We start from the raw sequence: 26,277 nt of genomic DNA, 5'->3' as shown, positions 1-26,277 counted from the left end.
GATGTTATCCTCGCAAGTCTAAATTATTAGAGATGGGAGGTGAGGTGCCCTCCCTTTGTATTTATTAGCTGGTCCAATTATTCGAAACAACCTCGGCTTGTTTCAAAATAAGCTCAACGGCGCCTGCGGTTTTATCCGGAGGGTATTTATATTTACGCAGTGTTTGTCTTACCAAAATACGCAGTCTGGCACGCACACTTTCTCGTACTTGCCAGTCTACCGTAGTGGACTGTCGCAGTTTCAAGGTAACTTCAATTGCCAGTTTTTTGAGCGTTTCGTCACCTAGTTCACGCACAGCACTTTCGTTTTCTGCTAATGCATCGTAGAACGCGATCTCATCCGGATTGAGACCTAGAGCATCGTCGCGTGCCATGGCTTCTTGGAACTCTTTAGCCATCTGTATAAGCTCTTCAATTACCTGTGCAGTTTCTATTGCGCGGTTATTGTACTTAAGCAATACGGCCCTAAGGCGATCTGAATACTTTTTCTCCTGTACTACGTTATTTTTTGTACGAGCATGAATGCCGTCGTTCAACAACTTCTCTAGCAATTCAACGGCCAGATTACGCTGAGGCATTTCACGCACTTCTTCTAAAAACTCTTCTGAAAGTAAGCCGATATTGGGTTTTCCCAACCCCGCCAGTGCAAACACATCATCCACCCCTGTCGCAATAATAGCGTTATCAAGGATTTTACCGAGCAGCGTGTTTTTCTCTGACTGGCTGAATTTCTTGTCGGTTGTCGTCAGCTTGATAATCGCTACTTTCACCGCTGACAGAAACGCTACCTCTTTTTGCAATGGTTTGGCTTCATCCAGCGTACTGCACAGTGACCAGGCTTTGTTCATTGCCAGTACGACATCAAAAAAGCGTTTTTTACCATCATCGAGGCCCAGCACGTAATCTGCAGCTTTGAGTAAAAACCGTTGGGGTACTTCTTCAAAACCAGTGTAATCAAACCCGGCAGCGGTTGGTGTTTTGGCAAACATGCCGTGAATCACATCCAGCTTTTCAAGCAGAATAGCGAAAGCTTCATGAGCATCGATAGTGGTCTGCCCCTTACCTTTTGAATCGGTATAGGTTTTCAAAGCTTGCTTCAGCTCGTTAGCAATCCCGATGTAATCGACCACCAACCCGCCAGGTTTGTCTTTAAAGACACGGTTAACGCGTGCAATGGCCTGCATTAGGTTATGTCCGCGCATTGGCTTGTCGATATACATGGTATGGCAGCAGGGGGCATCAAACCCGGTAAGCCACATATCGCGCACAATCACCAGTTTTAGCGGATCGTTGAGATCTTTAAAGCGCGCTTCAAGGCGTTTTTTGGTCTGCTTATTGTAGATGTGCGGCTGCAGGAATTTATTATCGGAGGCTGAGCCGGTCATGATGATTTTGATTTCACCCTTCTCAACATCATCGCTGTGCCATTCCGGACGTAACGCGACCAATGCATTATACAGTTTCACGCAGATTTCACGGCTCATGGCAACAATCATCGCTTTGCCATTCATTGTGGCGTTACGGGCCTCAAAATGCTGAACCAGATCGGCAGCCACCTGATTGATACGCGGTTCAGAACCTACAAGTTTTTCCAGGCGGCTCCAGTCACCTTTGGTTTTCTCTTTCTGATCGGTCTCTTCGTCTTCGACCAGCTCATCAACTTGCTCAGAGAGCGTTTCCAGCTCTTCGTGGTTGAGGTCGAGTTTTGCCAGACGAGATTCATAGTAGATAGGCACGGTTGCGCCATCTTCCACCGCATCCTGAATATCGTAGATTGAGACGTAATCACCAAATACCGCGCGAGTATCTTTATCTTCGGAAGATACAGGTGTTCCGGTAAAGCCCATAAACGATGCATTGGGTAACGCGTCGCGCATATGTTTGGCGTAGCCATACTTATAAGCGCCTGTTTCGCGATCCAGCGTGGCGTTAAGGCCATATTGACTGCGGTGGGCCTCATCGGAAATGACGACGATATTGCTGCGTAGATTGAGCGCTGGGTGAGTTTGTTCGCCGTCCAGCGGGGCAAATTTTTGTACGGTGGTAAAAATAATTCCGCCTGATTCACGGGCATTGAGCATCTCGCGGAGCTGGTCGCGGTCGTTCGCCTGCAACGGTTCCTGCTTAAGCAAATCTTGCGCCTGGCAGAACGTGGCATAAAGTTGTCCGTCGAGATCGTTACGGTCGGTCACTACCACGATGGTCGGGTTGTTCATTTCTGCCTGTTGCAGCAGCTTCCCGGCATAGCAGCACATTGAAATACTCTTCCCAGAACCTTGAGTATGCCAAACTACGCCCGCTTTTTTACTGCCTGGCGTGATGTTGCTGCGTAGCGGCAAATGTTTACCGGTAGAGGCCACAATTGTCGCTGCCACCGCTTCTCGCACGGCATGGAATTGATGATAAGCGGCAATCTTTTTAATCAGTCGTTTGCCGTCGTTTTCAAACAGGATGAAGTAGCGAATATAGTCGAGCAGTAATTCACGGTTAAAGAATCCTTTAACTACCGTTTCAAGTTGCCACTCAAACAGCGGCTTGTCATCTTCATTGGTCAACGTTTTCCATGGCAGGAAACGTTCTTCGTTCGCGGTAAGGGAACCAATGCGGGCGTTATAGCCGTCGCTGACTACCAGTGCTTCATTGCAGATAAACAAATCGCTGAGTTCGTTTTTATAGGTCTGTAGCTGATTGAATGCAGCCCAGATATCGGCATTGGCATCAACGGGACTTTTCAGTTCAATCACTGCCATCGGCAACCCGTTGATATAGCAGATGACATCTGGGCGACGTACCTGCTTCGTCCCCTGGATGGCTACCTGATTTAGCACCGTAAAGCGATTATTCTTCGGATGGTTAAAATCCATCAACAGTGCTTTATCGTGGATAACGTTATCGTCCTGCTTGTACTGTACCGGCACGCCGTCGAGCAGCAGGTGATGGAAGGCTTTGTTACTGACGATTAGGTCCGGGCTTTGTGCATGGGCGATACGCAATATCACCTCATCCAGAACGGCAACCGGGAGATGCGGATTAATTTTTTGCAGCTGTTCCAGCAATAACGGGCGCAATAACACATCGTGGAACGAAGCACGCAGCGGATTATCACCGTCGGGCGCGATATCCGGGCCATGTAACACCTCCCAACCCAGTTCAGCAAACCACTGCAGGCTTTGCTGTTCTAAATCGTCTTCACTCAGCATTACTCTTCCTCTCCCTCGGTAATTAACCCTGTTTGCTTAAGCTCAATCGCCAGTTCTAATAAGCTCGGGCGGATCGCTTTTTCTAGGCGGTTCATGCCATCCGTCATCCAGTCAATAATGGTGGGCCAGAGTGCTTTATTCCCGCCATCAAATATTTTTGAGCAGACAATCTGACAGCTTTTCCTCTCTGGTAGCAGTCGCCAGTCGAGTGGTTCACCAAATAGCGATTCAATATGCGTTTTGCGTTCCTTCAGACGTTCAAAAAGCCAGGTGTTTTCAAGCGCATCTCCGCGGGAAATATTAAGCTGCACACGAGCATCTTTTTGCGAAAAAATTAGTTCAAAAGGCACTCCACTTAACCCGGAGCCAGCTGCAAGCCAGTGGTCGGTGGATGGTGCTCTGTTGTTAAACAATGAGCATGGGCTGGTACGGAATTTTTCCAGTGCCATCGCCCAGAATTCGCGGCGCAGATAATGTCGCTGTTGCAGCTCACTGCTGCTGGAAGTAGATTGTTCTTCCGCCTCTTTTTGTGCCATGCCGATCATGTACGATTCTGCTTCCGGCGTTGGGATCACCTGGCGAATATCGACAAAAACATCATCGCCGAAACGGTAGGGTGTCACCTTGAAGCACTGCGCCCTAATACCAAATTGCATCAACCACAGTGCGGTATTGGTGACCTCTTTGCGGAAATTGGCTGCTACCATGATGACGCGCTGGGTACCTTTACGGTTGAGCACCCCTTCTTTCAGGCTTTCCCATCCCATAAACTCCGCAATGACATCAGCCGCTTGACGTTTTTCATTCGGATCATAAAGATCGAGATACATCTGAAAGATTTCAACCACGCTTTCCTGACGTAAATTAGCGCAGTATCCGGCATATTTCAGTGCTTGCCACACCACGTCGCGCCCAGAATCATCAAGCTTGTTCTCGATGATCACCAGATTGCCTTTTTTATCAAGAGCCAGCAGGTCGAGCCTCTCTTTGGTATCGTCGAAACCTGCAAACTCTTTCTGGATAATCAGCAGCTCGTCGTTGCTTTCACGGGTTAACGCCTGCGGATTTTTCGCCAGCCACTCCTGGAGATGATCACGTTCGCGATAGCCGAGGCTGCTGAACGAAACTTCTTGCAGAGAGTGCAGGCTGTTGGTCGGAGTATCGACTTTATACATTTTCCGCCTCGCTTACCGCCTGCTCGGCTTCCGGCAGGGTGATTTCGCCGGAGAGGAGTTTGGGGAGAAGGGTGTCACGCAGATTTGAAAGGGCAATCATTTGTTCTTCCATGATAGAAATTTTCTTATTGAAATTATTAACAATCTCATCAAACAGCTGACCTAAAATAACTGGAGGACATGGGAATTTTATTTCTTCTAAAGTCTCTTTTCGCAACTCAGTTTGTCCAGTACTCCCAGAACCACTGGATTCAATGTGTTTCTCATGCTTTGTTAATAATTCTGACAAGAAAGATTTAGTTATTTTTTTTGTATCAGCACGCACGACAGTAACATGACTGTCGGCAATTAGAATTTCCGGTTTATAGCGAACGGGAGCTAAGCGCCCTAAGGTTCCAACCCCTGTTGAATTAACAAGGATATCTCCTATTTGTAATTCCCTGCCAGATGTCGACCTTATTTTCCCATCATGGCGACGGGCAAGGGAAAAGTTAATTGTATGATTTCGTATACACTTTTGATTTATTACCATTATGCCATCAGCATCGTCAGTGTATTTTGGTGAAATCCCCCTACGAAGTTCACTCACAGAAGATTTTATATCCGAAACTTCCCACCCTTCCGGAATCTCTCCCAACTCACTGTCCTGCACCGCAGATGGAAACTGTTCCGCCGTAGCTTTTAACTTAGCATATTGTTCCGGATGTTCACGTTTAAAAACCGCCAGCGCATCAGCATCTTTCCCGGAAATTGCCGTCATGGCCGCCAGCGCCGCGTCTTCCTGAGAACCGCCAGCTTCCAATACCGCGATTTTAGCTTTCACCGGTTCAAAATCGACAAACCAGCTTTTGAACAGGGCTTGTGCCATTTGTTCGAGAGTTTGATTTATATCAGCATTTTTTCTTATTTTATTATTTATGTTAGATAATGTGAACGCTATCTCTTTTTGCTTCCGTAAATCAGGTTCAATCTCAATCTCGAAAGATTCCAGAGTATTGATTGTAATTTGAGGTTGAGCAGAACCGGTTCTTAAAGAGTAAGTGTCAGAAAAAATCAATCTCCAGTATAGATAACCTTTATCAATTACCGTATCATCACAGCTTATAATGATTGCCAAATTTGTAATGGAACAAAGGTCGGGGCTCATTTTTATGTCACCAGTTCCCCCCGCACCTCGACATACGATTATGAGTTGTTCTTCCTTATACATATAGTTAGGAAGATAACCCACTACTTGATAGCCACTAAAAACAGGGTATTCACCACTGGATTGGATATCTTGCTTCCTAATGGTTTTCCCATATTTAAAAGATGCAATATCCTTTAACTTCACCTTACGAAACTCAGAACTCATAACCCAGCCCCCCCAGATTCGCCTTAATCTGCGCTTCCAGCTTCGCACTCTCTTCCAGCTGATCTTTCAGTTGCGCTGTCAGTCGCGTCATCTTTTCAGCAAACGGCTCATCGTCTTCTTCCTGCTCGGCGGAGCCCACATAGCGCCCAGGGGTTAACACAAAGTCGTTTTTCTGGATGTCTTCCAGCGTTGCCGAGAAGCAGAATCCGGCTTCGTCTTCGTACTCTTTATCCGACTGCCAGGCGTGGAAGGTATCGGCTATTTTGGCGATATCCTCACGGGTAAAGTCACGCAGTACGCGGTCTTTCATAAAGCCAATTTGCCGGGCGTCGATAAACAATACTTCGCCTTTACGGTGCGCTTTGCCGTTGCCGCCGGATTTGTCTTTGGTCAGGAACCAGATACAGGCCGGGATTTGGGTGTTGGTAAACAACTGCCCTGGCAGCGCCACCATGCACTCAACCAGATCGGCTTCGATCAGGTTACGGCGGATTTCGCCTTCATTGTTGGTGTTAGAACTCATCGAACCATTGGCCAGCAGCAGGGCCATCGAGCCTTTCGGCGCAAGGTGGTGGATCATATGCTGCATCCAGGCGAAGTTAGCGTTGCCCTGCGGTGGTGTGCCGTACTTCCAGCGCACGTCGTTCTCCAGCTTAGCGTTCCACCACTCCTTCATGTTGAATGGCGGGTTAGCCATCACGAAATCGGCGCGCAGATCCGGGTGCTGATCGTCCAGCAGGGTATCGGCGTTTTTGCTGCCGAAGTTAAAGTCGATGCCACGGATCGCCATGTTCATCGCTGCCAGTTTCCAGGTGGTCGGGTTAGACTCCTGGCCGTATACGGAGATATTGCGCTTCTGTTCAGCAGCATTGTAATTCTTCTCACCCGCGTGTTCTTCAATAAAACGATCGCTAGAGACGAAGAACCCGCCAGAACCCATTGCCGGGTCATACACGCGCCCGTTATACGGCTGCAGCATTTCGACAATCAGCGTAACGATACTTTTTGGTGTGTAGTACTGGCCGCCTTGTTTGCCTTCCGCCAGTGCAAACTGGCCGAGGAAATATTCGTAAACGTGTCCAAGAATATCTTTGCTTTTTAAGCTGAGCTTCTCGCCGTTATATTTCGGTTTGCTGAAGTTTGCGTCGGAGAAGGTATTGATGAGGCCAGTCAAAACCTCATTACCCAGTTGGAATTGGCTGATGCGGTTCAAAATGCCTTTCAGTTTTGGGTTGGTTTTTTCAATTTCATCCAGCGCATTGTCGATAAGCCAAGAGACCGATCGCAGTTTAATTTCTTGGCCTGTGGTCTTATCTACCCATAATACCGCCCCGGTCGGCAGCATGGCTTTGTTTTTCAGCGTTTCCCAGCGTGCGGCTTTGGGTACCCAGAAGACGTTTTTCTCGGTGTAGTAATCTTCGACCTCTAGTTCTTCCTGGATCGCTTGAGCGTACTCTTCATCAGAATCGTAATCGTCGCGTGACATGGCATAGATGTTGTCCGGGTTGCCAACATCGCGGAACAAAGTGATCAGCTCCTGCTGGCGAGCCTCGAAGGCATCGGAAACATATTTTAGAAAGATCAGCCCCAGGACCACATGCTTGTAGTTGGCGGCATCCATATTGGCACGCAGCTTGTCGGCGGCCTTCCAAAATTTGTTATCCAGCTCGTTTAAGAAAAGCTGCTCGTTGTTATTCATGAAAATCCTCAAGAAACGCTAAATCTGAACTAGTCATTTGGAATGTGTATCGCAAAATGATACCCGCAAGCAGAGCAATCTTAAACGACATAAGCCAACTAAAGGGACAAAATACGGCATGGCCACACATCGGCCAGGAGATATGTGCTCGGCCTCTAAGAAATTACCGATTTTGCAAGGGGATCACTGGTCGAAGTAGTCGCTATCGAGCTTCGGAACCTTCAGTAACGTTGAGCTGACACCCACTTCGTTATCCATCATCAGGTGTACCAATCGGTTACCGTCGATAAGTACCATGCCTTCTACCGATTGCGCGTAGGCAACGGCATGTTTAGTAAAGCCAGAGGTCGTGATGAATACCCCTCGTTTAGCCTTTTGTCCCACAAGTGCACCGTAGAAGGCATGTAACTCAGGGCGGCCTACGGTGTTTTGCCAGCGTTTGGCTTGCACATACACTTTTTCTAAGCCGAGCTTGTCTAAAGAAATTACGCCATCAATCCCCGCATCACCGCTGCCTCCGACACGCTTTAAATCATCGCGGTGGCCGCCGTAGCCTAAACGGTGCAGTACATCCAGCACGATAACTTCGAAGCGGCCTGGGGATACCTGGCTAAGGTTCTCCAGCAGTTCCGTTGCTACCGCATCGCGGATCTCTTTGATTGATTGTTCCAGGCGATCGTCTGGGCTGTTTGTTAACATCGCTTCGGTGAAAAGAGGTTCTGTAACCGGGTCCAAATCCACCGCATCACTATTTTGTTGAAGTTTGACGTTGGTATAAGCCAAAGCGAGATGCTCGATTTCTGCTGCAGTGAGCGGGTTTGGATGTTGCTTTAACCAGTCGATGCCTTTGGCGGTTAAGCACCATTTGCCTCTGGATAAGCTGTGCGAGAGCCCGGCACGTTTCAGACGATCGTGAGCCCAGCCGGTACGGTTCTTATAAACCAATTGGCCGCTGGCAATGGTTTCTGCTCGTTGTTCTTCGTTTAGGTTGAGTATGTCTGCTGCTGCATCTTGCACATCTCGAGCAAGTGCGCCTTCGGGCTTGGTTGCCAAAAAGCGAAGCACTGGCTCGATGAATTGGTCGTAGGTAGGTACTGACATGCTGAGGTTCCCTGTTTTTCCTTATTATTCCTATAATACTGCACAAACTCGGTTTTGAAGTTGACAGGTAGCACCCTGTTGCAGGCAACTTTTAACCGATAGCGGCCTCTTTCAGCTCCAACTTCACCATCAGCCGTTTGTTCACCTCTTTCCCATCCACCCCGCTATGAATCCGCCGATGGCAAGTCGGGCAGATAGCGCCCACCCACTGCGGGTGATCGGGGCCTTCGTCGGCTAGGCGTTTAGTGTGATGGGGTTCGAGGTAGGGGTCACCATTTCTTTTCTTGAACGGTGCAGGCTGATTGCAGGCTTCGCAGATGCCATTGGCGCGCTTGAGCACGTATTTTTTTACGTCTTCGCTGCGTTTGAACCAGGATTTTTTGCTGTCGCTTTGTTGGCGCTGGCCTGATTGCTTTGAGGACTGAAGCGCCTTCTTGCGCAACTGTTCGAGCGTCTCTGTCTGCGTATCAGCTTCATCGGTGTCTGCATCTTCTTCAAGCGCGTGCAGTGACGAGACTTTGAAAAGATTAAAGGTAATGCCTTGCCGCATGTTATTTTCGAAATCTAAGCACTGAATGTGATCCCAAGAGTCGCACTCAAACATGCCAAGATAGCGGACGCCTTTTTCTTTCTTGTTGTCTTCGAACAGGAAGATGTCTTTGCCGTCTTTTTTATGGTCGCGGATGGATTTATTGCCACGAATAAATTCCATAGGGCCTTTTTGGCCTTCCCCCGTATAAGAGAAGCTGCCTTCGGCTGTCCATCCATCTTTGTAGCCGTAGGTTTCGCCGCTTTCTCCGGTGAAGATAAAGATCACCGGGAATTCCCGCGGGGTCCAGATACCGCCTTGCAACTGCCCGCCGTAGAGCTCGATAAGCGCTTTGCGTGTGTATAGTTTGCCTTCGGTTAAATAGTCAAAAGGATGCGGTGTTTCGACGATCTCAAAACCGAAGTCTTTGAGAAATTGGATGGCTTTTTCCGTTCCGCTATCGGTGTTGATTCCCTTAAACGGATAACCATGCTGCTCATTGTATGCTCTAGCGGCAATGCCTCGGATGTCGTACTTTTCGCCATTATAATGAAGGGTGAATTTTTTAAATCGCTTTATTTTATGTTGTTTTAAGAATTCATCTCGGCCAATTTTTTTATGTTCTTCGATGGCTTTTAAAACGGATTCTTTTGCAGATAACGCCTCTATTGCAGTTGCCAAAACCACTCCCTCACATTACCGAGTAGGCTCTGGGCAATGTGCTTGCTGACGAGAGCAGTATGCATCAATACCCAGCAGTTAACTCATCGATTTACCGAATGCGTTAACTATGCCAGGTAGGGGAGGAAATGCCTACCTTGATGAATGCTTTTGTTGTGATATGTCAGTCAGATCTATTGGAAATCGTGGGGGGGAAGGGCGATGATCATCGCCCTGATTGCCATTTACGTTAGCCGCAGGCTTCCATCTCCCGCAGTGCCCGCCCATACAGGTTACACAGCGCAGGAACCAGATGCGCCGTGGCATTGAGGTAGCGATTCATCAGCTCCCAGCCTTCGGCATCCAGCTGTGGGGTCTTTTGCAGTAAATGGCCAAACAGCATCAGGCCGTGGCACAGCCCTTCCGCCTGTTCGGCAGAGAGTGCGGCCAGGTCTAAGAGCTCTGAGGGATTGAAAGCGCTGAGATCGAGGTGGTTAAACAGTTGGCGGTAGAGGGTAAGGGTACTTGTGGTGTTTTCGGTGATGGCGACATTTTCCATGTGTCTTTATCCTTAGTGTGTAGTATGCGTACTACCACATGAGACGCTAAACCCATGGTGGTAGCCCAAGCGGAGTTAGCGTTACCGGACACGAAGGAAACCGGCGCTTCTTGCGAAGCCCCCACTTGGGCCACCATAATTCTGGATGTTTAAAGCCCCAACATTATATACATAATGCTGCCTTGTGTAAGTGTTCGGAACGCTAACTCCGGCTGCGGATTTTGCCGCAGCAGGAAAACTATAGCGTTATCAGTAAAAGGAACAAATAACCTGTATGGAATTACAGGCTATTTCATGTCTAATATGGAATGAGTATCGCAGTTAATGAGTTGTACAATTTAACTATTGATTCTATGAATGCTCATCTTATTTATATTCTCTTGTTCTGAATGTCTTTATTTGAATTATTATTTCAAGGGTGGTAAATAAATTCAAGAAGTGAATTTGTCATGAGGTTTTTCATTGTTTTATAAATAAGTAAATATAATCTAGACTGGCTGAGAAGTAGTCGCTAAGATTTCGATTTAAAATGGTCATAGAGAATTTGGCTCATGCTTACGAAAGAACAGAAAGGCCAACAAGTGAAAGAGGGAACATTACGGCTTATGACGTTGGGTGAAATAGCCATGGCTCGACGTGTTTTCGGTAAGTCGATCGTCTACAACCGTGTATGGATTCATTGCGATAGTTACTTACCCTTTGGTTTACAAGGTAAGCATGTTGGTATGTCGCCCAACGGCGAGATATATTTCCGAGAGGAGGAATACCTGGCTGATTTCTCTAAGGTAAATAATTACGCAAAACAACATTTCTTTATTCATGAGCTTGCCCATGTTTGGCAGCATCAGCATGGGCAGTGGGTCCGCCTCAGAGGTGCCTTTAGTTGGGCAGCTAATTACACTTATAGGTTGGACGCTAATAAGACGCTCACAAAGTACTCTTTGGAACAACAAGCTTGTATCGTTGCCGATTATTGGTTGTTAATACAATATGGCTATGATGCTTGGGCATATGGTATTGGGCGTTTTGTGAATTACACGGGTCCCCAAAACAATAGAATTCGTCTACAGTACGAGCAGGTTTTAGCCGAGTTTTTACGTCAGAGGTAATCATGAAACGGATCTTCCCCCTCGCATTTCCCTTCCTGCTCGCAGGCTGTCCGTCGATAGGCGATCGTATCCCCGTAGACTATCCCGCTACTGCCAGCCTGCGTGAGGGCAAAGTATGCATCACCGTTCAGCCGCAGGGAGACGAAAAGCTCGTGGGCATCTCAATTTACCGATTGGATGAGGCGCAGAGTCGTACATTCAAATTCTTCGATCCACTGCGGGATGTCGCCCCCAATCAGTGTGTCCCTGATGAGGGCTACGTATTTACGCCGGGGCAGCAATACCACTTCTCCGCGAAGCTGGTCTCCCAGAAGAAAGAACACGCAGGTGAGTTCCCCTCTGCACGCGAATTCGTCGCCGAATTCGTTGTGCAGCAGGAAGGCAATCAACTTAGGTTGGAAGCCCTCCGCACCCCACGCTAACCCCACCGCCCCAAACCTACCCCAAATCCCCCCCATTGCTGGCGATCACCTTTTTATACCACCAGAACGATTTCTTGCGGGTGCGGGCGAGGGTGCCGTTGCCCTGGTCGTCGCGGTCGACGTAGACAAAGCCGTAGCGCTTGCTCATTTCGCCGGTCGAGGCGGCCACCAGGTCGATGCAGCCCCAGGTGGTGTAACCGATCACCGGCACGCCGTCGGCGATGGCGTCGGCCATGGCGCGGATGTGTTCGCGCAGGTAGCTGATGCGGTAGTCGTCCTCAATCTCGCCTGCTGCATTGAACTCGTCGTGTGCGCCCAGGCCGTTTTCCACCAGGAACAGCGGCTTTTGGTAGCGGTCGTACATCATGTTCATGGTGATGCGCAGCCCCAGCGGATCGATGCCCCAGCCCCAGTCGCTGCGCGGCACGTGCGGGTTCGCCAGCGATTTCACCACGTTGGCGGCGCTGCTGTTGTTGTCGTTCATGTCGGCGGAGGCGCAGCGCGAGGCGTAGTAGCTGAAGGAGACGAAGTCGACGGTGTGCTTCAGGATGTCGGCGTCTTCCGGTTCCATGACGATGTTGACGCCTTTCTCGCGGAAGACGCGGGCGGCGTAGGAGGGGTAAGCGCCGCGCGCCTGCACGTCGATAAAGAACAGGTTCTCGCGGTCTTTCTCCAGCGCGGCCCACACGTCTTCCGGCTTGCTGGACCACGGGTAGAAGTTGCCGCCGGCCAGCATGCAGCCCACCTGGTTGGCGGGGTTCACTTCGTGGGCGATGCGCGTCGCCAGCGCGCTGGCCACCAGTTCGTGGTGTGCGGCCTGGTATTTCACCTGTTCGGGGTTTTCGCCCGCTTCAAACACCAGCCCCGCGCCGGAGAACGGGCTGTGCAGCAGGATGTTGATCTCGTTGAAAGTCAGCCAGTATTTCACCAGCCCGTCGAAGGCTTCGAAGCAGGTGCGGGCGTAGCGGGTGAAGAACTCCACCATCCTGCGGCTGCGCCAGGAGCCGTATTCGGTCACCAGGTGCATCGGCACGTCGAAATGGCACAGGGTCACCAGCGGCTCGATGCCGTATTGGCGGCACTCTTCGAACAGGCTGCGGTAGAAGGCGATGCCCTCGGGGTTGGGCGTCAGCTCGTCGCCGTTGGGGTAGATGCGGCTCCAGGCGATGGAGGTGCGGAACACGGTAAAGCCCATCTCCGCCATCAGCGCGATGTCGTCGCGGTAGCGGTGGTAGAAATCGATGGCGTCATGGCTGGGATAAAATTCGTCGTCGCGCAGGCTAAAGCGCTTCTCCAGCCCGAGTTTGACCGCCATGCGGTTGGCGCCGTGCGGGATCATATCGACGGTGGTCAGCCCTTTGCCGCCCTCGTGATAGCCGCCTTCCGCCTGGTTGGCGGCTAAAGCGCCGCCCCATAAAAATCCTTTAGGGAATGTTGAGTCAGACATGCAATCCTCTGGTGTCTCAATGCGTTGCGCCGGCGGCGTTCGCCGCCGGTGCGGTTTGGCCGGGCGCAGTGGCGTTTTCCGGCAGATCCTCGAAGCCCAGCATCAGCGTGAGCGCGAACGACAGCACCACCGAGAGCGCCATCACCGCCACCACCCACACGATGCTCATCGGGTTGGCCGGATCGAAGAACTGCACGCTGGTGAACAGCCCGGGCGAGGCCATCGAATGGCTGGCCAGCCCGCCGATGCCGGCGACCGCGCCGCAGACGAAGCCGCTGATCAGGCTGGCGATCAGCGGCCGTTTCAGGCGCACCGCCACGCCGTACAGCGCCGGTTCGGAAATCCCCGCCACGATGGCGGAAGCGGCGGCGGCCAGCGCGGTCTGGCGCAGCTCGCGGTTCTTGGTTTTCAGCGCCACCGCCAGCGAAGCGCCGCCCAGCGACAGGTTGGCGCCGATCTCCGAAGGCATCACCATGCCCTCTTTGCCGGTCTCGGCGATGGTCTGGATGATGGTCGGGGTGAAGACCCGGTGCATGCCGGTGATCACCAGCAGCGGCCAAATCGCCCCCATAATGGCCACGGAAAGCCAGCCCAGGTAGCCGTGCACGGTGTAGACCAGCGCAGAGATGCCGCTGCCGATCCAGATGCCGAGCGGCCCGATAAGCAGAATGGCGATCGGCGCGGCGATCAACACGATCAGCATCGGCTTGAGGAAGTTCTTGGTCACCGCCGGGGTGATGCGATCCACCCCGCGTTCGATGTGCGACAGGATCCAGGTCATCACCAGCGCCGGGATCACCGTGTAGGTGTATTTCACCGCCGTCACCGGGATGAAGGCGAATTCCACCGCCTGGCCCTGCGCCGCCTTGGCCATCAGATCGATAAAGTTGGGATGCACCAGCACCCCGGCGATGGCGATCGCCAATGACATGTTGGTTTTGAACTTCAGCGCCGCCGAGGCGGCGACCATCACCGGCAGGAAGAAGAACGCGCCGTCGCCGATCACGTTGAGGATGACGAGGGTCGAGGAGCCTTTCTCGAATACCCCGGCCATATCCAGGATCATCGCCAGCAGCTTCACCATCGAGCCGCCGATGATGGCGGGGATCAGGGGCGACATGGTGCCCACCAGCGCGTCGAGAATGCCGGCACCGATGCCCTTCAGGGTGAGCTTGCGCTTCACCGGGGCGGCGGGGGATGCTGCGCCCGGCATGCCGAGCGCCAGCACCGCCTGATAGGCCTTGGCCACCTCGTTGCCGATGATCACCTGGCACTGCTCGCCACTGTGCACCACGCCCAGCACGCCGTCGATGGCCTTCAGCGCCGGCGTGTCGATCCGCGCTTTGTCTTTCACCACGAATCTCAGGCGGGTCATGCAGTGGGTCACGGCCTCGATATTGCCCGTGCCGCCCAGGGCGGCCACGATGGCGTGCGAGATCTCTGCGTAGTTCTTCGGCATGGCGTGTCGTCTCTCAGATAGCAATTCGGATAGCCCAAAGGCGAATATTTACTGCCTGGGCGATCCGTCGTTCCATCCGTATGAAACGCCCATAAGAAACCGGTTTCACAAAATCATGTATTGGTGTTTTGTGGTTGGCAAGGACTATGATTTTTGGCATTGCGTTTTCGTGATCTGGATCGTCAGGGGTAAGCGCATACCGCTGTGCAGGGGCGTGAAAACGTTCCAAACGCCGGGCGTCTTGGGTAGACTGCGCTGAACCCATGGATTTTGGCGGCGCACAGATGGCAACGATACTCGAGGTGGCGAAAAAGGCCGGCGTTTCAAAGGCGACGGTGTCGCGCGTTTTGTCCGGCAGCGGCTATGTCAGCGAGGAGAAACGCGCGTTGGTGGATAAAGCCATCGCGGAAACCGGCTATCGGCCCAACCTGCTGGCGCGCAGCCTGGCGACCAACACCACCCAAACCCTCGGCCTGGTGGTCACCAACACCCTCTACAGCGGCAACTATTTCAGCGAACTGATGGCGCAGTCGGCGCGCATCATGGAGGCGAACGGCCGCCAACTGATCCTGGCGGACGGCAAGCACACCGCCGAAGAGGAGCGGGCCGCCATTCAGTTTTTGCTGGATCTGCGCTGCGACGGGGTGATCATCTACCCGCGTTTTCTGTCGATCGCGGAAATGGACGAGATCGTCTCCCAACACCGTCAGCCGATTCTGGTGATCAACCGGCGGCTGCGGCTGAACGACAGCTACTGCATCTTCAGCGATCAGCACGCCGCTGGCGCGGCGGCGGTGGCGCACCTGATCGCGCGCGGGCATCGCGACATCGCCTTTATCACCGGCTCGCTCGATTCCCCCACCGGGCTGGAGCGGCTTTCCGGCTACAAGTCCGCGCTGGCGCAGCAGGGCATTGCGGTTAACGAGGCGTTGATCGTCGAAGGGAAATGGCACGCGCAAAGCGGCGTGGCGGCGGTCGATGCGCTGCTGGCCGGCGGGCAGCCGTTCAGCGCCATCGTCGCCGGCAACGACGAAATGGCCATCGGCGCGATGAAGCGGCTGGCGGAGCGCGGCGTGGCGGTGCCGGAGGCGGTATCGGTCATCGGCTTCGACGACATCCCATTGGCGCCTTATACCGTGCCGTCGCTGTCGAGCATGAAGATGCCGGTCACCGAGATGATCCAGGAGACCGTCAACCGCCTGCTGTCGATGCTGGACGGCGGCGAGCTCCGCAAGCGCCCCAGCTTCCCGGCCAGCCTGATCGAGCGCGAGTCGGTGGCGGCGGGGCCGTACGAGCGGGATTGAACCTGGAAATGCGTCCGGGGGGTTAAGGTCCAGGCTGGCCGCCTAAGCCCTCGTCACTCGGCGCAGCGATGCCATCCTGCCACCATGCTTTTCCGCGGCGGCGTTTCAGCCGTTTCCCCTTACCACCCTGAGTAATAATCTGAAAGAGCGCCCCAAGACTGCTCTTTCGAGCCGCTATACGTTATGTTATCCCCCGAAAGTTTGGCCGTTCCCACCCGCCTTTAGCGGTTGAAAGCATCGCGCTTTCTTCTGTCTCGGCATGGCTTCCGGCGTTGCGTCGGTGAACGGTTTCACTGGCCAGCCTTGCGGCCCTGCGGATGAATGGCCTGAGCATGTCGCCGTCCGGCGGCAATACCCGAGCGACCACCAGAGATTGGCGTCTGTGAGCCAAGGGCGGTAGCGTAGCCATCCGGCGTTTCCGGCGACAATATCCGAACACGACGGTTGCGTGCCGACCTAAAACCAACAGAGCTGCGATGCAGCTCTGTTGGTTTTAGGGGCTTGCTCGCGGCGGCGTGGTGGGAATGTTGTTATTCGATTACCGGCAGGGTGTTTACCCAGGAAAAAGCCTTTAGCCGTTTTATGCGCATGTAAAACAATGTGGCGATGAAATGACCACGGCGTATTTTAGAGGATTCTATGAAAATTATCGTTACCGGCGGTGCCGGGTTTATTGGCTCGGCCGTTGCCCGCCATATTATCAATGATACCGCTGATCACATTTTGGTGCTGGATAGCCTGACCTATGCCGGTAACCTCGAATCCCTGGCGCCGATCGCCGATAGCGATCGTTACTCCTTCGAGCAGGTCGATATTTGCGACCGTCAGGCGTTGGATCGCGTGTTCGCCGCCTTTCAGCCCGATGCGGTGATGCACCTGGCCGCCGAAAGTCACGTCGATCGTTCTATTGACGGCCCGGCCGCCTTTATCGAAACCAACATCGTCGGCACCTACACCTTACTGGAGGCGGCTCGCCAGTATTGGCACGCCTTGGACGCCGAGCGCAAGCAGGCGTTCCGTTTCCATCACATCTCCACCGACGAGGTGTACGGCGATCTGCACGGCACCGACGATCTGTTTACCGAAACTACGCCTTATGCGCCAAGCAGCCCGTATTCCGCCTCCAAAGCGGCCAGCGATCACCTGGTGCGCGCCTGGTTGCGCACCTACGGTTTACCGACCGTTGTCACCAATTGTTCGAACAACTATGGCCCTTACCATTTCCCGGAAAAGCTGATCCCGCTGACGATCCTGAACGCGCTGGAAGGCAAGCCGCTGCCGGTATACGGCAACGGCGCGCAGGTGCGCGACTGGTTATATGTAGAAGATCATGCGCGGGCGCTGTATAAGGTGGTCACCGAAGGCGCGGTGGGGGAAACCTATAATATCGGTGGTCACAACGAGCGCAAAAATATCGAAGTGGTGCAAACCATTTGCGCACTGCTGGATGAGCTGGTGCCGCACAAACCGGGTGATATCGCGCATTATGCGGATCTCATCACCTTTGTGACCGATCGCCCGGGCCACGATATGCGCTATGCGATCGACGCCGCCAAGATCGATGCGGAGTTGGGGTGGAAGCCGCAAGAGACCTTTGAAAGCGGCATTCGCAAAACCGTGGAATGGTATCTGGCGAACGAAGCCTGGTGGAGCCGGGTGAAAGACGGCTCCTATGCCGGCGAGCGTCTGGGTTTGACCCGTTAATCGATTTTTAAGGAAGAAGAATGAAAGGCATTGTTTTAGCGGGCGGTTCCGGCACGCGTCTCTATCCCATCACGCGCGGCGTTTCCAAGCAGTTGCTGCCGATTTACGATAAGCCGATGGTCTATTACCCGATCTCGGTGCTGATGCTGGCGGGCATTCGGGATATCCTGATCATCTCCACTCCGGAAGATATGCCCTCCTTCAAGCGCTTGCTGGGTGACGGCAGCCGTTTCGGCATCAATCTGAGTTATGAAATTCAGCCGAGCCCGGACGGCCTGGCGCAGGCCTTCCTCATTGGCGAAGCGTTCATCGGCGGTGACAGCTGCGCACTGGTGCTTGGCGACAACATTCACTTCGGCCAGGGCTTCGGCAACAAGCTGGAGTCGGTGGTGAAGCGCAGCGAAGGGGCGACGGTTTTCGGCTATCAGGTGATGGACCCTGAACGTTTCGGCGTGGTGGAGTTCGACGATAACTTCCGCGCGTTGTCGCTGGAAGAAAAACCGGCCGTGCCGAAATCCAACTGGGCGGTCACCGGGCTTTATTTCTATGACCATCACGTGGTTGAGATGGCCAAGCAGGTGAAGCCGTCGGCGCGCGGTGAGCTGGAAATCACCACGCTCAACCAGATGTATCTGGAACGCGGCACGCTGAACGTCGAGCTGCTGGGGCGCGGTTTCGCCTGGCTGGACACCGGCACGCACGACAGTTTGATCGAGGCCTCTCAGTTTATACACACTATTGAGAAGCGTCAGGGCTTCAAGGTCGCTTGTCTGGAAGAGATCGCCTACCGAAAAGGCTGGTTGACGCGTGAGCAACTGGCCACCGAAGCCAAGCTGCTCGGCAAAACGCTGTATGGCCAGTATCTGTCGCAGCTGATCGCGGAAAAATAACCCCGGCCCGCCGTGCTTTGAACACCCGGAGCGTGGCGGGGCACTGGACGAACCTGCATATAGAGCGGATATGAGCACTGTACATATTTGTCCTCTGGATAAATTTATTCCTTCATTCATTGAATTTGTGAATGAGAAATTCGATCCCGATGAACACACGTTTTGGGTCTATGGCGATAAGGTGCGTTTCGCTTTGCCGCCGGCGGATAACGTTCACTATCTCGGGGCGGATCTGTTTGGTAACGTCAAGCCGACGTTGAAGTTGATGAAGGCCATTCAACGCCACGATCGGGTGATTCTGCACAGCTTCCACGGCATCAAGATGGCGCTGTTGCTGCTGTTGACCCCTTGGGTATTAAAAAAATGCTATTGGTTCATATGGGGTGGTGACCTTTACCAATACCAAATCGGCAAGCGTAACTTCAAATGGCGCCTGACAGAGCTTCTCCGCCGCCCGGCCATTAAGCGTATGGGCAACTTTGTCACTTACATCAAGGGCGATTACGAGTTGGCTAAAAAGTGGTACGGCTGCACCGGCCGGTGGCATGAGTGCCTGCTGTATACCAGCAACGTATACAAGAAAAACGTCATTGATGAACGTGCGGCGGGCGAGGACGGTAAAACCACCATTCTGCTGGGTAATTCTGCCGATCCAACTAATAATCATTTTTCCGCGTTTGATATATTGGAAACGTACAAAAACGAGAATATTGAGCTCGTCGTACCGCTTTCTTATGGCAATAAACGCTATGCGGCAGAAGTGGTGGCCGAAGGCACGCGGCGCTTTGGCGAGAAATTTGTACCATTAACCGACTTTATGCCTTTCCAACACTACCTGACGCTGCTGGGGAAAGTGGATATCGCGGTGTTCAACCACCATCGCCAACAGGCGATGGGTAACACCATTTCCCTGCTGGGGCTGAAAAAAACGGTGTTTTTGAATCCAGGCACCACGCAGTGGGACTTCTTTCAAGAAAAGGATATCCAGGTATTGGATCTTCAAACGTTTTCGCTACGCAGCCTGAGCGCGGCGGAAAAGCATGACAACGAGCAAAAAATCGAAGCCTATTTCTCCGCTGAGAACCTTACCGCGCAGTTAAAGGCCGTCTTTACTTCCTGATGCCGCACGGCACATCGCCCCGGCATGCATTCAGAATCGACAACAAGGGATAACATGATACCGTTCAACAAACCACCGGTAACCGGCAACGAAATTCAATATATCAATGCGGCGTTGGAGAATGGGAAATTGTCGGGCGACGGCCCGTTCGGCAAACAGTGCCAGAAATGGTTTGAAAGCAAGCTGGGGTGCAAACACGCGCTGTTGACCCCATCTTGCACCGCCGCGCTGGAGATCGCCGCGCTGCTGGTCGATATCCAGCCGGGCGACGAAGTTATCATGCCAAGCTACACCTTCGTCAGTACCGCCAATGCCTTCGTGTTGCGCGGCGCGAAAATCAAATTCGTCGATATCCACCCTGAAACCATGAATATGGATGCAGCGCTGGTGGCTGCGGCGATCACCGATAAAACCAAAGCCATTGTGCCCGTGCATTACGCCGGCGTCTCCTGCGATATGGATGCGATCATGCGCCTGGCCGACCAGCATAACCTGCTGGTGGTTGAAGACGCCGCGCAGGGCGTCATGAGCAAATACAAAGGCGATTTCGTTGGCGTTAAAGGTCACCTGGCGGCTTTCAGCTTCCATGAAACCAAAAACTACACCAGCGGTGGTGAAGGCGGCGCGTTGGTGATCAATGACGAACGCTTTATCAAACGCGCCGAAATTCTGCGTGAGAAGGGTACCGACCGCAGCCAGTTCCTGCGCGGCCAGGTGGACAAATATACCTGGGTCGATTTCGGCAGCAGCTTCCTGCCGGGTGAACTGCAGTCGGCTTGCCTGTGGGGGCAGTTGGAACTGGCTGATGAGATTAACGATAACCGACTGGCGACCTGGCACAAGTACTATGCGAGCTTTGCGCCGCTGGCGGAGAAAGGGCTGCTGACGTTGCCGACCATCCCGGCGGACTGCGAGCATAATGCGCATATGTTCTATGTGAAGCTGAAGGATATCGAGCAAAGAACGCAGTTCATCGCTCACCTGAAGGCCTGTGGCGTGATGGCGGTATTCCATTATATTCCGCTGCACTCGGCGCCGGCGGGCAAGGTCTTCGGCACCTTCATTGGCGAAGACAACTACACCACCCGCGAAAGCGAGAGACTGGTTCGCCTGCCGCTGTACTACAAAATGACCGATGCCGATCAGAATAAAGTTATTGAAAGCGTAGTGAGGTTCTTTGAGTGAACGCCCGCAAGATCCTGGCGTTCGCCATCGGGCCGATCGGTAATGCCGCGCTGGGGTTGTTGACCCTGCCGGTCATTACCTGGCTGTTTTCGGCGGACGACGTAGGCCGAATCAGCATGCTGAATGTGGCCGTGTCTTTCTGCGTGCTGTTTTTCAGTTTGGGGCTTGATCAGGCTTACGTTCGGGAATACCACGGTGAAACCGATCGCGGGCAGCTGTTGAAGAACGTCGCTTTCCCCGGCTTGCTGATGATCGTAGTCATCAGTGCGGCGTTCCTGCTGTTCCCCGGCAGTTTGTCCGCGTTGCTGTTCGAACAGAAAGACACGGCGATAAGCTGGCTTATCATGTTGATTCTTTTGGCGTCGTTCATCAACCGTTTCTTGTCCCTGATACTCAGGATGCAGGAGAAGGGGATGGCGTTTTCGCTCAGCCAACTGATGCCCAAGCTGATGACGCTGATCGTCATTGGCCTGTGCTATGTTCTGTTTACCCAGCATACGCTGATGCAGTTGGTGGTGGCGAACGCCGTCGGTTTTATCGCCGTGTCGCTGATGCTGATGTGGTCTTCCCGGGCGGATTGGATAGCCGCACTGCGCAGTTCGCTGGACTACGGCAAACTGAAAGCGATGCTCAAGTTTGGCTATCCGCTGATCTTGGGCGGGTTGGCGTTTTGGGGGTTAACCACTGTCGATAGGATGTTCGTGCGAGCCTATTCCGGCTTTGAACAGCTGGCGATCTTCTCGGTGGCGGTTAGCTTCGCCGGCGTGGCGAGCATCCTGCAAAGTGTGTTCTCTACCGTTTGGGCGCCGATGGTGTACAAGCTGGCGGAGTCTAACGAAGGCGGCGAACAGCAGATGGTAACCAAGGTCACGCAGTGCATGCTGATTGCCGTGGTTTGCCTGTTCAGCCTGGGCGGGCTTTTTTCTTGGATTACGGATTATGTTTTGCCCAAAGAATACATTGACGTTAAGTATGTTCTTATTGCTTGTCTGGGCGCGCCATTGCTTTATACGCTTTCCGAGACCACGGCGGTGGGGATCGGTTTAAGTCGAAAAACGCTCTATTCTATGTTTGTTTCATTAGTTGCTTTGGTCGTCAATATCACCTCAAACGCATTGCTGGTGCCACGTTTCGGCGCCGGTGGCGCGGCGGTAAGCACCTGTCTGGCCTTCTGGGCATTCCTGATCCTGAGAACGGAGTTCTCAATTATCAGCTGGAAGACCATGCCACGTTTTGAAATGTATTTCTTCACTTTCCTCTGTCTGGCGGGGGCGTCGGTTTCAGCGCTGGCAGGCGAGAAAATGAAATATGAGCTGTTTGTCTATTGGGGTGTCTTACTGGCCGTGGTGCTGGTGAGGAACCTCAGGTTCCTTAAGTCGTTCGCCAAACGATAACGCTTTCGGTCAGGCAACCCGTTGCGGGTTGCCGCCGTTTTCCCCATTTCTACTTCTCATCATGACAGCGCGATCTCGCTGACGTCTCCTCTTGCTCAACGCAGCCGCCCCCGAATCTCCTCCTCCGGCAGATCCACGCCGATAAACACCAGCGTACTCTTGCGCTCTTCCTCTGGCAGCCATTCCCGATCCCAGTCGGCGTTATACAGCCGCTGTACGCCCTGGAACAGCAGGCGGCGCGGCTCGTCTTCGATAGACAGAATGCCTTTGTAGCGCAGCAGGTTGTCGGCGTATTCCAGCAGCAGGCCTTCCATCACTTCGGAGATTTGCATCAGCGGCAGCGGCCGTTCCAGCGTCACCACGATCGAGCGGATGCCGCTCTGCGGCTGCGGGATGCGGTGGAACAGCGGGGCGGGCGGCGTCAGATTCAGCTTGTCGTTCAGCGTAAAGCCTTCGATGTCGAACAGCACGCTCAGATCGATATCGCCGTGCGTCACCTGGTAGAGCGGCGCTCGGGCGTTCATCCGCTGCAGCCGTTGGATCAGCGCCTCGCAGTCCGGCGCCACGTCGGTTTTGGTCAACAGGATGCGGTCGGCGTAGCCCACCTGCGCCTGGGCGATGCTGAACTGGCTCAGCTGCTGCTCGGCGTGCGCCGCGTCCACCAGGGTGATGATGCCGTCCAGCAGGAAGCGCTCGCACAGGATCTCGTGCGAGAAAAAGGTCTGGGTAATCGGGCCGGGATCGGCCATGCCGGTGCATTCGATGATCAGCCGATCGAACGTCAGCTGGCCGCTGTCGACGCCGTCCAGCAGATCCAGCAGCGCGTCCGCCAATTCGTTGGACTTGCTGCAGCAGATGCAGCCGTTGCTCAACGTGGTGATGCGGCTGGCGCGATCGCCGATCAGCGCGTCGTCGATCGGCACTTCGCCGAACTCGTTCTCGATGACCGCGATTTTATAGCCGTGTTCGGCGTTCAGGATGTGGCGCAGCAGGGTGGTTTTGCCGGCGCCCAAAAAGCCGGTCAGGATGGTGACTGCAATGGGTTTCATACGGGTCCTTGTGACTGCGGGTTAACAGCAGCGCATGCCGCCTTTGCCGTCGCCGCCGTAGCGCGCTTGCTGGCGCTCGCGGAAAAATTCTTTATAGGTCATCACCGGCTTGTCCGGGTGGTTGTCTTTCATGTGCTGGACGTAGGTATCGTAGTCAGGCACGCCCACCAACATGCGCGCCGCCTGCCCGAGGTACTTTCCCGCCTGGCCAAGATTTCCGAACATAGTTTCTTACTCCCAAATACCCTGCTTACCCTTCGTCTTTCGAACCGCAGCGGTGTTGGCTGCACTCCCGAACCCCAGTCACTTACTTGAGTAAGCTCCTGGGGATTCGCTCACTTGCCGCCTTGCTGCGGCCCGAAATCCTTTGGGTACCGGTTAACTTTCATGTCGGTACTGCATAACTGATTTTATTATGCAGGGTATCCGTTAAATCACATCAATGCTGGGTCGAAACTTTGACCTCCCCCTCAGTTACGCCGTCGGCGGGCGCGGCCTGCGGCACCGGCACGTAAGGCGTTTCCTGGTCGGTGCGTTTCGGGTTCTTGTGCGCCGCCATCGCGGTTTTCACCCCATAGAAGATGATGCTGTACACCACCAGCAGGAACAGAATGCTCAGCCCGGCGTTGGTGTAGTTGTTCACCACGATGTGGTTCATGTTGGCGATCTGCTGGGCGCTCAGCTCGGCGCCGCCTTCGGCGATCTTGCGTTTGTATTCGCCGGCCAGGAAGAAGAAGCCTTCCAGCTGCGGGTTGTCGCTGAACAGCTTCAGGCCCAGCGCGTAGGTGGTGCAGATCAGCAGCCACACCGCCGGTAGTACGGTCACCCAGATGTATTGGGTGCGCTTCATTTTAATCAGCACCACGGTGCCCAGCACCAGCGCCACGGCGGCCAGCATCTGGTTGGAGATGCCGAACAGCGGCCACAGGCTCTTCACGCCGCCGAGTGGATCCACCACGCCCTGATACAGCAGGTAGCCCCACAGCCCGACGCAGCCGGCGGTGCCGACAATGCCGGCCACCAGCGAGTCGGTTTTCTTCAGGAACGGCACGAAGTTGCCCAGCAGATCCTGCAGCATGAAGCGGCCGGAGCGGGTGCCGGCGTCCAGCGCGGTCAGGATGAACAGCGCCTCGAACAGAATGCCGAAGTGGTACCAGAAGCCCATGTTGGCGCCCGGAATGATCTGGTGGAACACGTGGGCGATGCCCACCGCCAGCGTTGGCGCGCCGCCGGCGCGGTTCAGCACCGAAGGTTCGCCGATGTCTGTGGCGGTCTGCAGGATCTGTTCCGGGCTGATGACGAAGCCCCAGGAACTGACCGCCGCCGCTGCGTGCACGGTCACGTCCTTCAGCGAAGCCATGATCATCGGCGCGTCTTCGGTGCCCAGGCGGTGCAGGTCCGGCATGGTGATGCCCAGCGCCGCCGGCGGGGTGTTCATGGCGAAGTACAGGCCCGGCTCGATGATGGACGCCGCCACCAGCGCCATGATGGCGACGAAGGACTCCATCAGCATCGCGCCGTAGCCGATAAAGCGCGCGTCGGTCTCATTGGCCAGCAGCTTCGGCGTGGTGCCGGAGGCGATCAGCGCATGGAAGCCGGAGACCGCGCCGCAGGCGATGGTGATGAACAGGAATGGGAACAGGGTGCCTTTCCACACCGGGCCGGTGCCGTCGACGAACTGGGTCACCGCCGGCATTTTCAGCTCAGGGTTGAGGATCACGATGCCGATCGCCAGCCCGACGATCACGCCGATTTTCAGGAAGGTGGCCAGGTAGTCGCGCGGCGCCAGGATCAGCCATACCGGCAGCAGGGCGGAGACAAAGGCGTAGCCGATCAGCGTGAAGGTGATGGTGGTGTCTTTAAAGGTCAGCGCCGGGCCCCAGTACGGGTCGTGTGCCACCACGCCGCCGAACCAGATGGCGGCCACCAGCAGCACGATGCCGATGATTGACACTTCACCCACGCGACCGGGGCGCAGGTAGCGCATGTAGATGCCCATAAACAGCGCGATCGGCACGGTGGAGCAGACGGTGAACACGCCCCACGGGCTTTCCGCCAGCGCTTTCACCACGATCAGCGCCAGCACCGCCAGGATGATGATCATGATCAGGAAGCAGCCGAACAGCGCAATGGTCCCTGGTATCGGCCCCATCTCTTTTTTGATGATCTCACCGAGCGAGGCGCCGTTGCGGCGCGAGGAGATGAACAGCACCATAAAGTCCTGTACCGCCCCCGCCAGCACCACGCCGCCCAGCAGCCACAGCGTGCCGGGCAGGTAGCCGACCTGCGCGGCCAGCACCGGCCCCACCAGCGGTCCGGCGCCGGCGATGGCGGCGAAGTGGTGGCCGAACAGCACGTTCTTGTTGGTCGGCACGTAGTTGAGGCCGTCGTTGTTGACCACCGCCGGGGTGGCGCGGCCGGCGTCCAGCTTCATCACCTTGGTGGCGATGTACAGGCTGTAGTAGCGGTAGGCCACCAGATACACCGCCACCGAAGCGACGACGATCCACAGCGCGCTGATGTGTTCGCCGCGTCGCAGCGCCACCACGCCGAGGCAGGCTGCGCCGAGTATCCCCAGCAGCATCCACGGAATGTGCTTTAAAATCCCCTCTCGTTTCATGAGGTATCCTTAATTCCAGTCTGCAAAATATGAATGAACTCATCCGCTTGTAAGAGATGTCAGAGTGGCGCGGTGAGCCGTAGCGTCTTTCCCGAGGTAAGGCGGGTTTAGGAACAGCTCATCATCGCCGGGGGTAAGGGGGGAAGACAGGCGTATTTCGCTCAGCGGTCAGATCCGCCGGGTGAACGGTTGGATTGGCGGGGTGAGCGGTTTGCTGCATAACCAACAGCCGCCCGCCAGCCGCTGTTGCCAATGCAGCACCCGCTTTAACCCGCCGGCTTTAAACCCTCGGTTTATC

At 54.3% G+C, this 26,277-nt stretch carries 21 protein-coding genes; 8 read left to right on the top strand and 13 right to left on the bottom strand.

Annotation, left to right across the window (positions count from 1 at the left end):
- Nucleotides 1-64 precede the first annotated feature (64 nt).
- The 8 genes from ACMGF9_RS21155 to ACMGF9_RS21120 all read right to left on the bottom strand — a co-directional run bounded on the left by ACMGF9_RS21155 (nt 65) and on the right by ACMGF9_RS21120 (nt 10,413).
- Nucleotides 65-3,199, bottom strand: a complete 3,135-nt coding sequence (locus tag ACMGF9_RS21155; RefSeq protein ID WP_351005932.1) for a type I restriction endonuclease subunit R — start codon at nt 3,197-3,199, stop codon at nt 65-67.
- On the bottom strand, nt 3,199-4,374 hold the full coding sequence (locus tag ACMGF9_RS21150) for a DUF4268 domain-containing protein (protein ID WP_089187553.1): 1,176 nt from the start codon (nt 4,372-4,374) through the stop codon (nt 3,199-3,201). The genes ACMGF9_RS21155 and ACMGF9_RS21150 overlap by 1 nt, the downstream gene beginning before the upstream one ends.
- Entirely contained in the window at nt 4,367-5,728 is a 1,362-nt protein-coding gene (locus tag ACMGF9_RS21145) for a restriction endonuclease subunit S (RefSeq protein WP_118892492.1), read from the bottom strand. The genes ACMGF9_RS21150 and ACMGF9_RS21145 overlap by 8 nt, the downstream gene beginning before the upstream one ends.
- Complete coding sequence (locus ACMGF9_RS21140; RefSeq protein ID WP_118892491.1) at nt 5,718-7,427, bottom strand: type I restriction-modification system subunit M; 1,710 nt, start codon at nt 7,425-7,427, stop codon at nt 5,718-5,720. Before ACMGF9_RS21140 ends, ACMGF9_RS21145 begins: the two co-directional genes overlap by 11 nt.
- A gap of 183 nt (nt 7,428-7,610) precedes the next feature.
- Complete coding sequence (locus tag ACMGF9_RS21135; protein WP_118892490.1) at nt 7,611-8,528, bottom strand: restriction endonuclease; 918 nt, start codon at nt 8,526-8,528, stop codon at nt 7,611-7,613.
- Between the two features lie 91 nt (nt 8,529-8,619).
- Nucleotides 8,620-9,744, bottom strand: a complete 1,125-nt coding sequence (locus ACMGF9_RS21130) for an HNH endonuclease (RefSeq protein ID WP_414160402.1) — start codon at nt 9,742-9,744, stop codon at nt 8,620-8,622.
- A gap of 223 nt (nt 9,745-9,967) precedes the next feature.
- A complete protein-coding gene (locus tag ACMGF9_RS21125; RefSeq protein WP_004933328.1) occupies nt 9,968-10,276 on the bottom strand; it encodes a hypothetical protein in 309 nt (102 codons plus the stop codon).
- Nucleotides 10,171-10,413, bottom strand: coding sequence for an ash family protein (locus ACMGF9_RS21120; RefSeq protein ID WP_071591436.1), 243 nt, complete (start codon nt 10,411-10,413; stop codon nt 10,171-10,173). The genes ACMGF9_RS21125 and ACMGF9_RS21120 overlap by 106 nt, the downstream gene beginning before the upstream one ends.
- Before the next feature lie 414 nt (nt 10,414-10,827).
- On the opposite strand from ACMGF9_RS21120, the gene ACMGF9_RS21115 reads away from it, so the two are divergent.
- Nucleotides 10,828-11,385, top strand: a complete 558-nt coding sequence (locus tag ACMGF9_RS21115; protein ID WP_004933327.1) for a hypothetical protein — start codon at nt 10,828-10,830, stop codon at nt 11,383-11,385.
- A 2-nt stretch (nt 11,386-11,387) separates the two neighbouring features.
- On the top strand, nt 11,388-11,807 hold the full coding sequence (locus ACMGF9_RS21110; RefSeq protein WP_414160401.1) for a putative T6SS immunity periplasmic lipoprotein: 420 nt from the start codon (nt 11,388-11,390) through the stop codon (nt 11,805-11,807).
- A gap of 16 nt (nt 11,808-11,823) precedes the next feature.
- On the opposite strand, the gene ACMGF9_RS21105 is transcribed toward ACMGF9_RS21110, so the two are convergent.
- Both ACMGF9_RS21105 and ascF read right to left on the bottom strand, forming a co-directional pair.
- On the bottom strand, nt 11,824-13,254 hold the full coding sequence (locus ACMGF9_RS21105) for a 6-phospho-beta-glucosidase (protein ID WP_414160400.1): 1,431 nt from the start codon (nt 13,252-13,254) through the stop codon (nt 11,824-11,826).
- A gap of 16 nt (nt 13,255-13,270) precedes the next feature.
- Nucleotides 13,271-14,713: a PTS cellobiose/arbutin/salicin transporter subunit IIBC gene (gene ascF / locus ACMGF9_RS21100; RefSeq protein WP_075686278.1), complete on the bottom strand. Its 1,443-nt coding sequence runs from the start codon at nt 14,711-14,713 to the stop codon at nt 13,271-13,273.
- Between the two features lie 284 nt (nt 14,714-14,997).
- On the opposite strand from ascF, the gene ACMGF9_RS21095 reads away from it, so the two are divergent.
- The 6 genes from ACMGF9_RS21095 (at nt 14,998) to ACMGF9_RS21070 (ending at nt 22,310) form a co-directional block, all read left to right on the top strand.
- The gene (locus ACMGF9_RS21095) at nt 14,998-16,017 is read left to right on the top strand and encodes a LacI family DNA-binding transcriptional regulator (protein WP_139319784.1); all 1,020 of its coding nucleotides are present in this window, start codon (nt 14,998-15,000) and stop codon (nt 16,015-16,017) included.
- A 639-nt stretch (nt 16,018-16,656) separates the two neighbouring features.
- Entirely contained in the window at nt 16,657-17,721 is a 1,065-nt protein-coding gene (rffG, locus tag ACMGF9_RS21090; RefSeq protein ID WP_015376481.1) for a dTDP-glucose 4,6-dehydratase, read from the top strand.
- Nucleotides 17,722-17,741: 20 nt separating this feature from the next.
- Nucleotides 17,742-18,611: a glucose-1-phosphate thymidylyltransferase RfbA gene (rfbA, locus tag ACMGF9_RS21085; RefSeq protein WP_015376482.1), complete on the top strand. Its 870-nt coding sequence runs from the start codon at nt 17,742-17,744 to the stop codon at nt 18,609-18,611.
- Between the two features lie 70 nt (nt 18,612-18,681).
- Nucleotides 18,682-19,731: a TDP-N-acetylfucosamine:lipid II N-acetylfucosaminyltransferase gene (locus ACMGF9_RS21080; protein WP_118892482.1), complete on the top strand. Its 1,050-nt coding sequence runs from the start codon at nt 18,682-18,684 to the stop codon at nt 19,729-19,731.
- A gap of 54 nt (nt 19,732-19,785) precedes the next feature.
- Entirely contained in the window at nt 19,786-20,916 is a 1,131-nt protein-coding gene (gene rffA, locus ACMGF9_RS21075) for a dTDP-4-amino-4,6-dideoxygalactose transaminase (protein WP_015376484.1), read from the top strand.
- Complete coding sequence (locus tag ACMGF9_RS21070) at nt 20,913-22,310, top strand: lipopolysaccharide biosynthesis protein (protein WP_015376485.1); 1,398 nt, start codon at nt 20,913-20,915, stop codon at nt 22,308-22,310. Before rffA ends, ACMGF9_RS21070 begins: the two co-directional genes overlap by 4 nt.
- A 95-nt stretch (nt 22,311-22,405) precedes the next feature.
- On the opposite strand, the gene yjiA is transcribed toward ACMGF9_RS21070, so the two are convergent.
- The 3 genes from yjiA to ACMGF9_RS21055 form a co-directional block, all read right to left on the bottom strand.
- Nucleotides 22,406-23,359, bottom strand: coding sequence for a GTPase (gene yjiA, locus ACMGF9_RS21065; protein WP_414160399.1), 954 nt, complete (start codon nt 23,357-23,359; stop codon nt 22,406-22,408).
- 21 nt (nt 23,360-23,380) lie between these two features.
- Nucleotides 23,381-23,584 (bottom strand): YbdD/YjiX family protein, encoded by a 204-nt coding sequence (locus ACMGF9_RS21060; RefSeq protein WP_004953088.1) that lies wholly within the window; start codon nt 23,582-23,584, stop codon nt 23,381-23,383.
- A gap of 214 nt (nt 23,585-23,798) precedes the next feature.
- Complete coding sequence (locus ACMGF9_RS21055; protein WP_033648584.1) at nt 23,799-25,979, bottom strand: carbon starvation CstA family protein; 2,181 nt, start codon at nt 25,977-25,979, stop codon at nt 23,799-23,801.
- Nucleotides 25,980-26,277 lie beyond the last annotated feature (298 nt).

Source organism: Serratia sp. BNK-23 (assembly GCF_047456145.1).
Classification (GTDB): Bacteria; Pseudomonadota; Gammaproteobacteria; order Enterobacterales; family Enterobacteriaceae; genus Serratia; species Serratia nematodiphila.
This window is presented reverse-complemented; position numbering and strand designations above follow the sequence as displayed.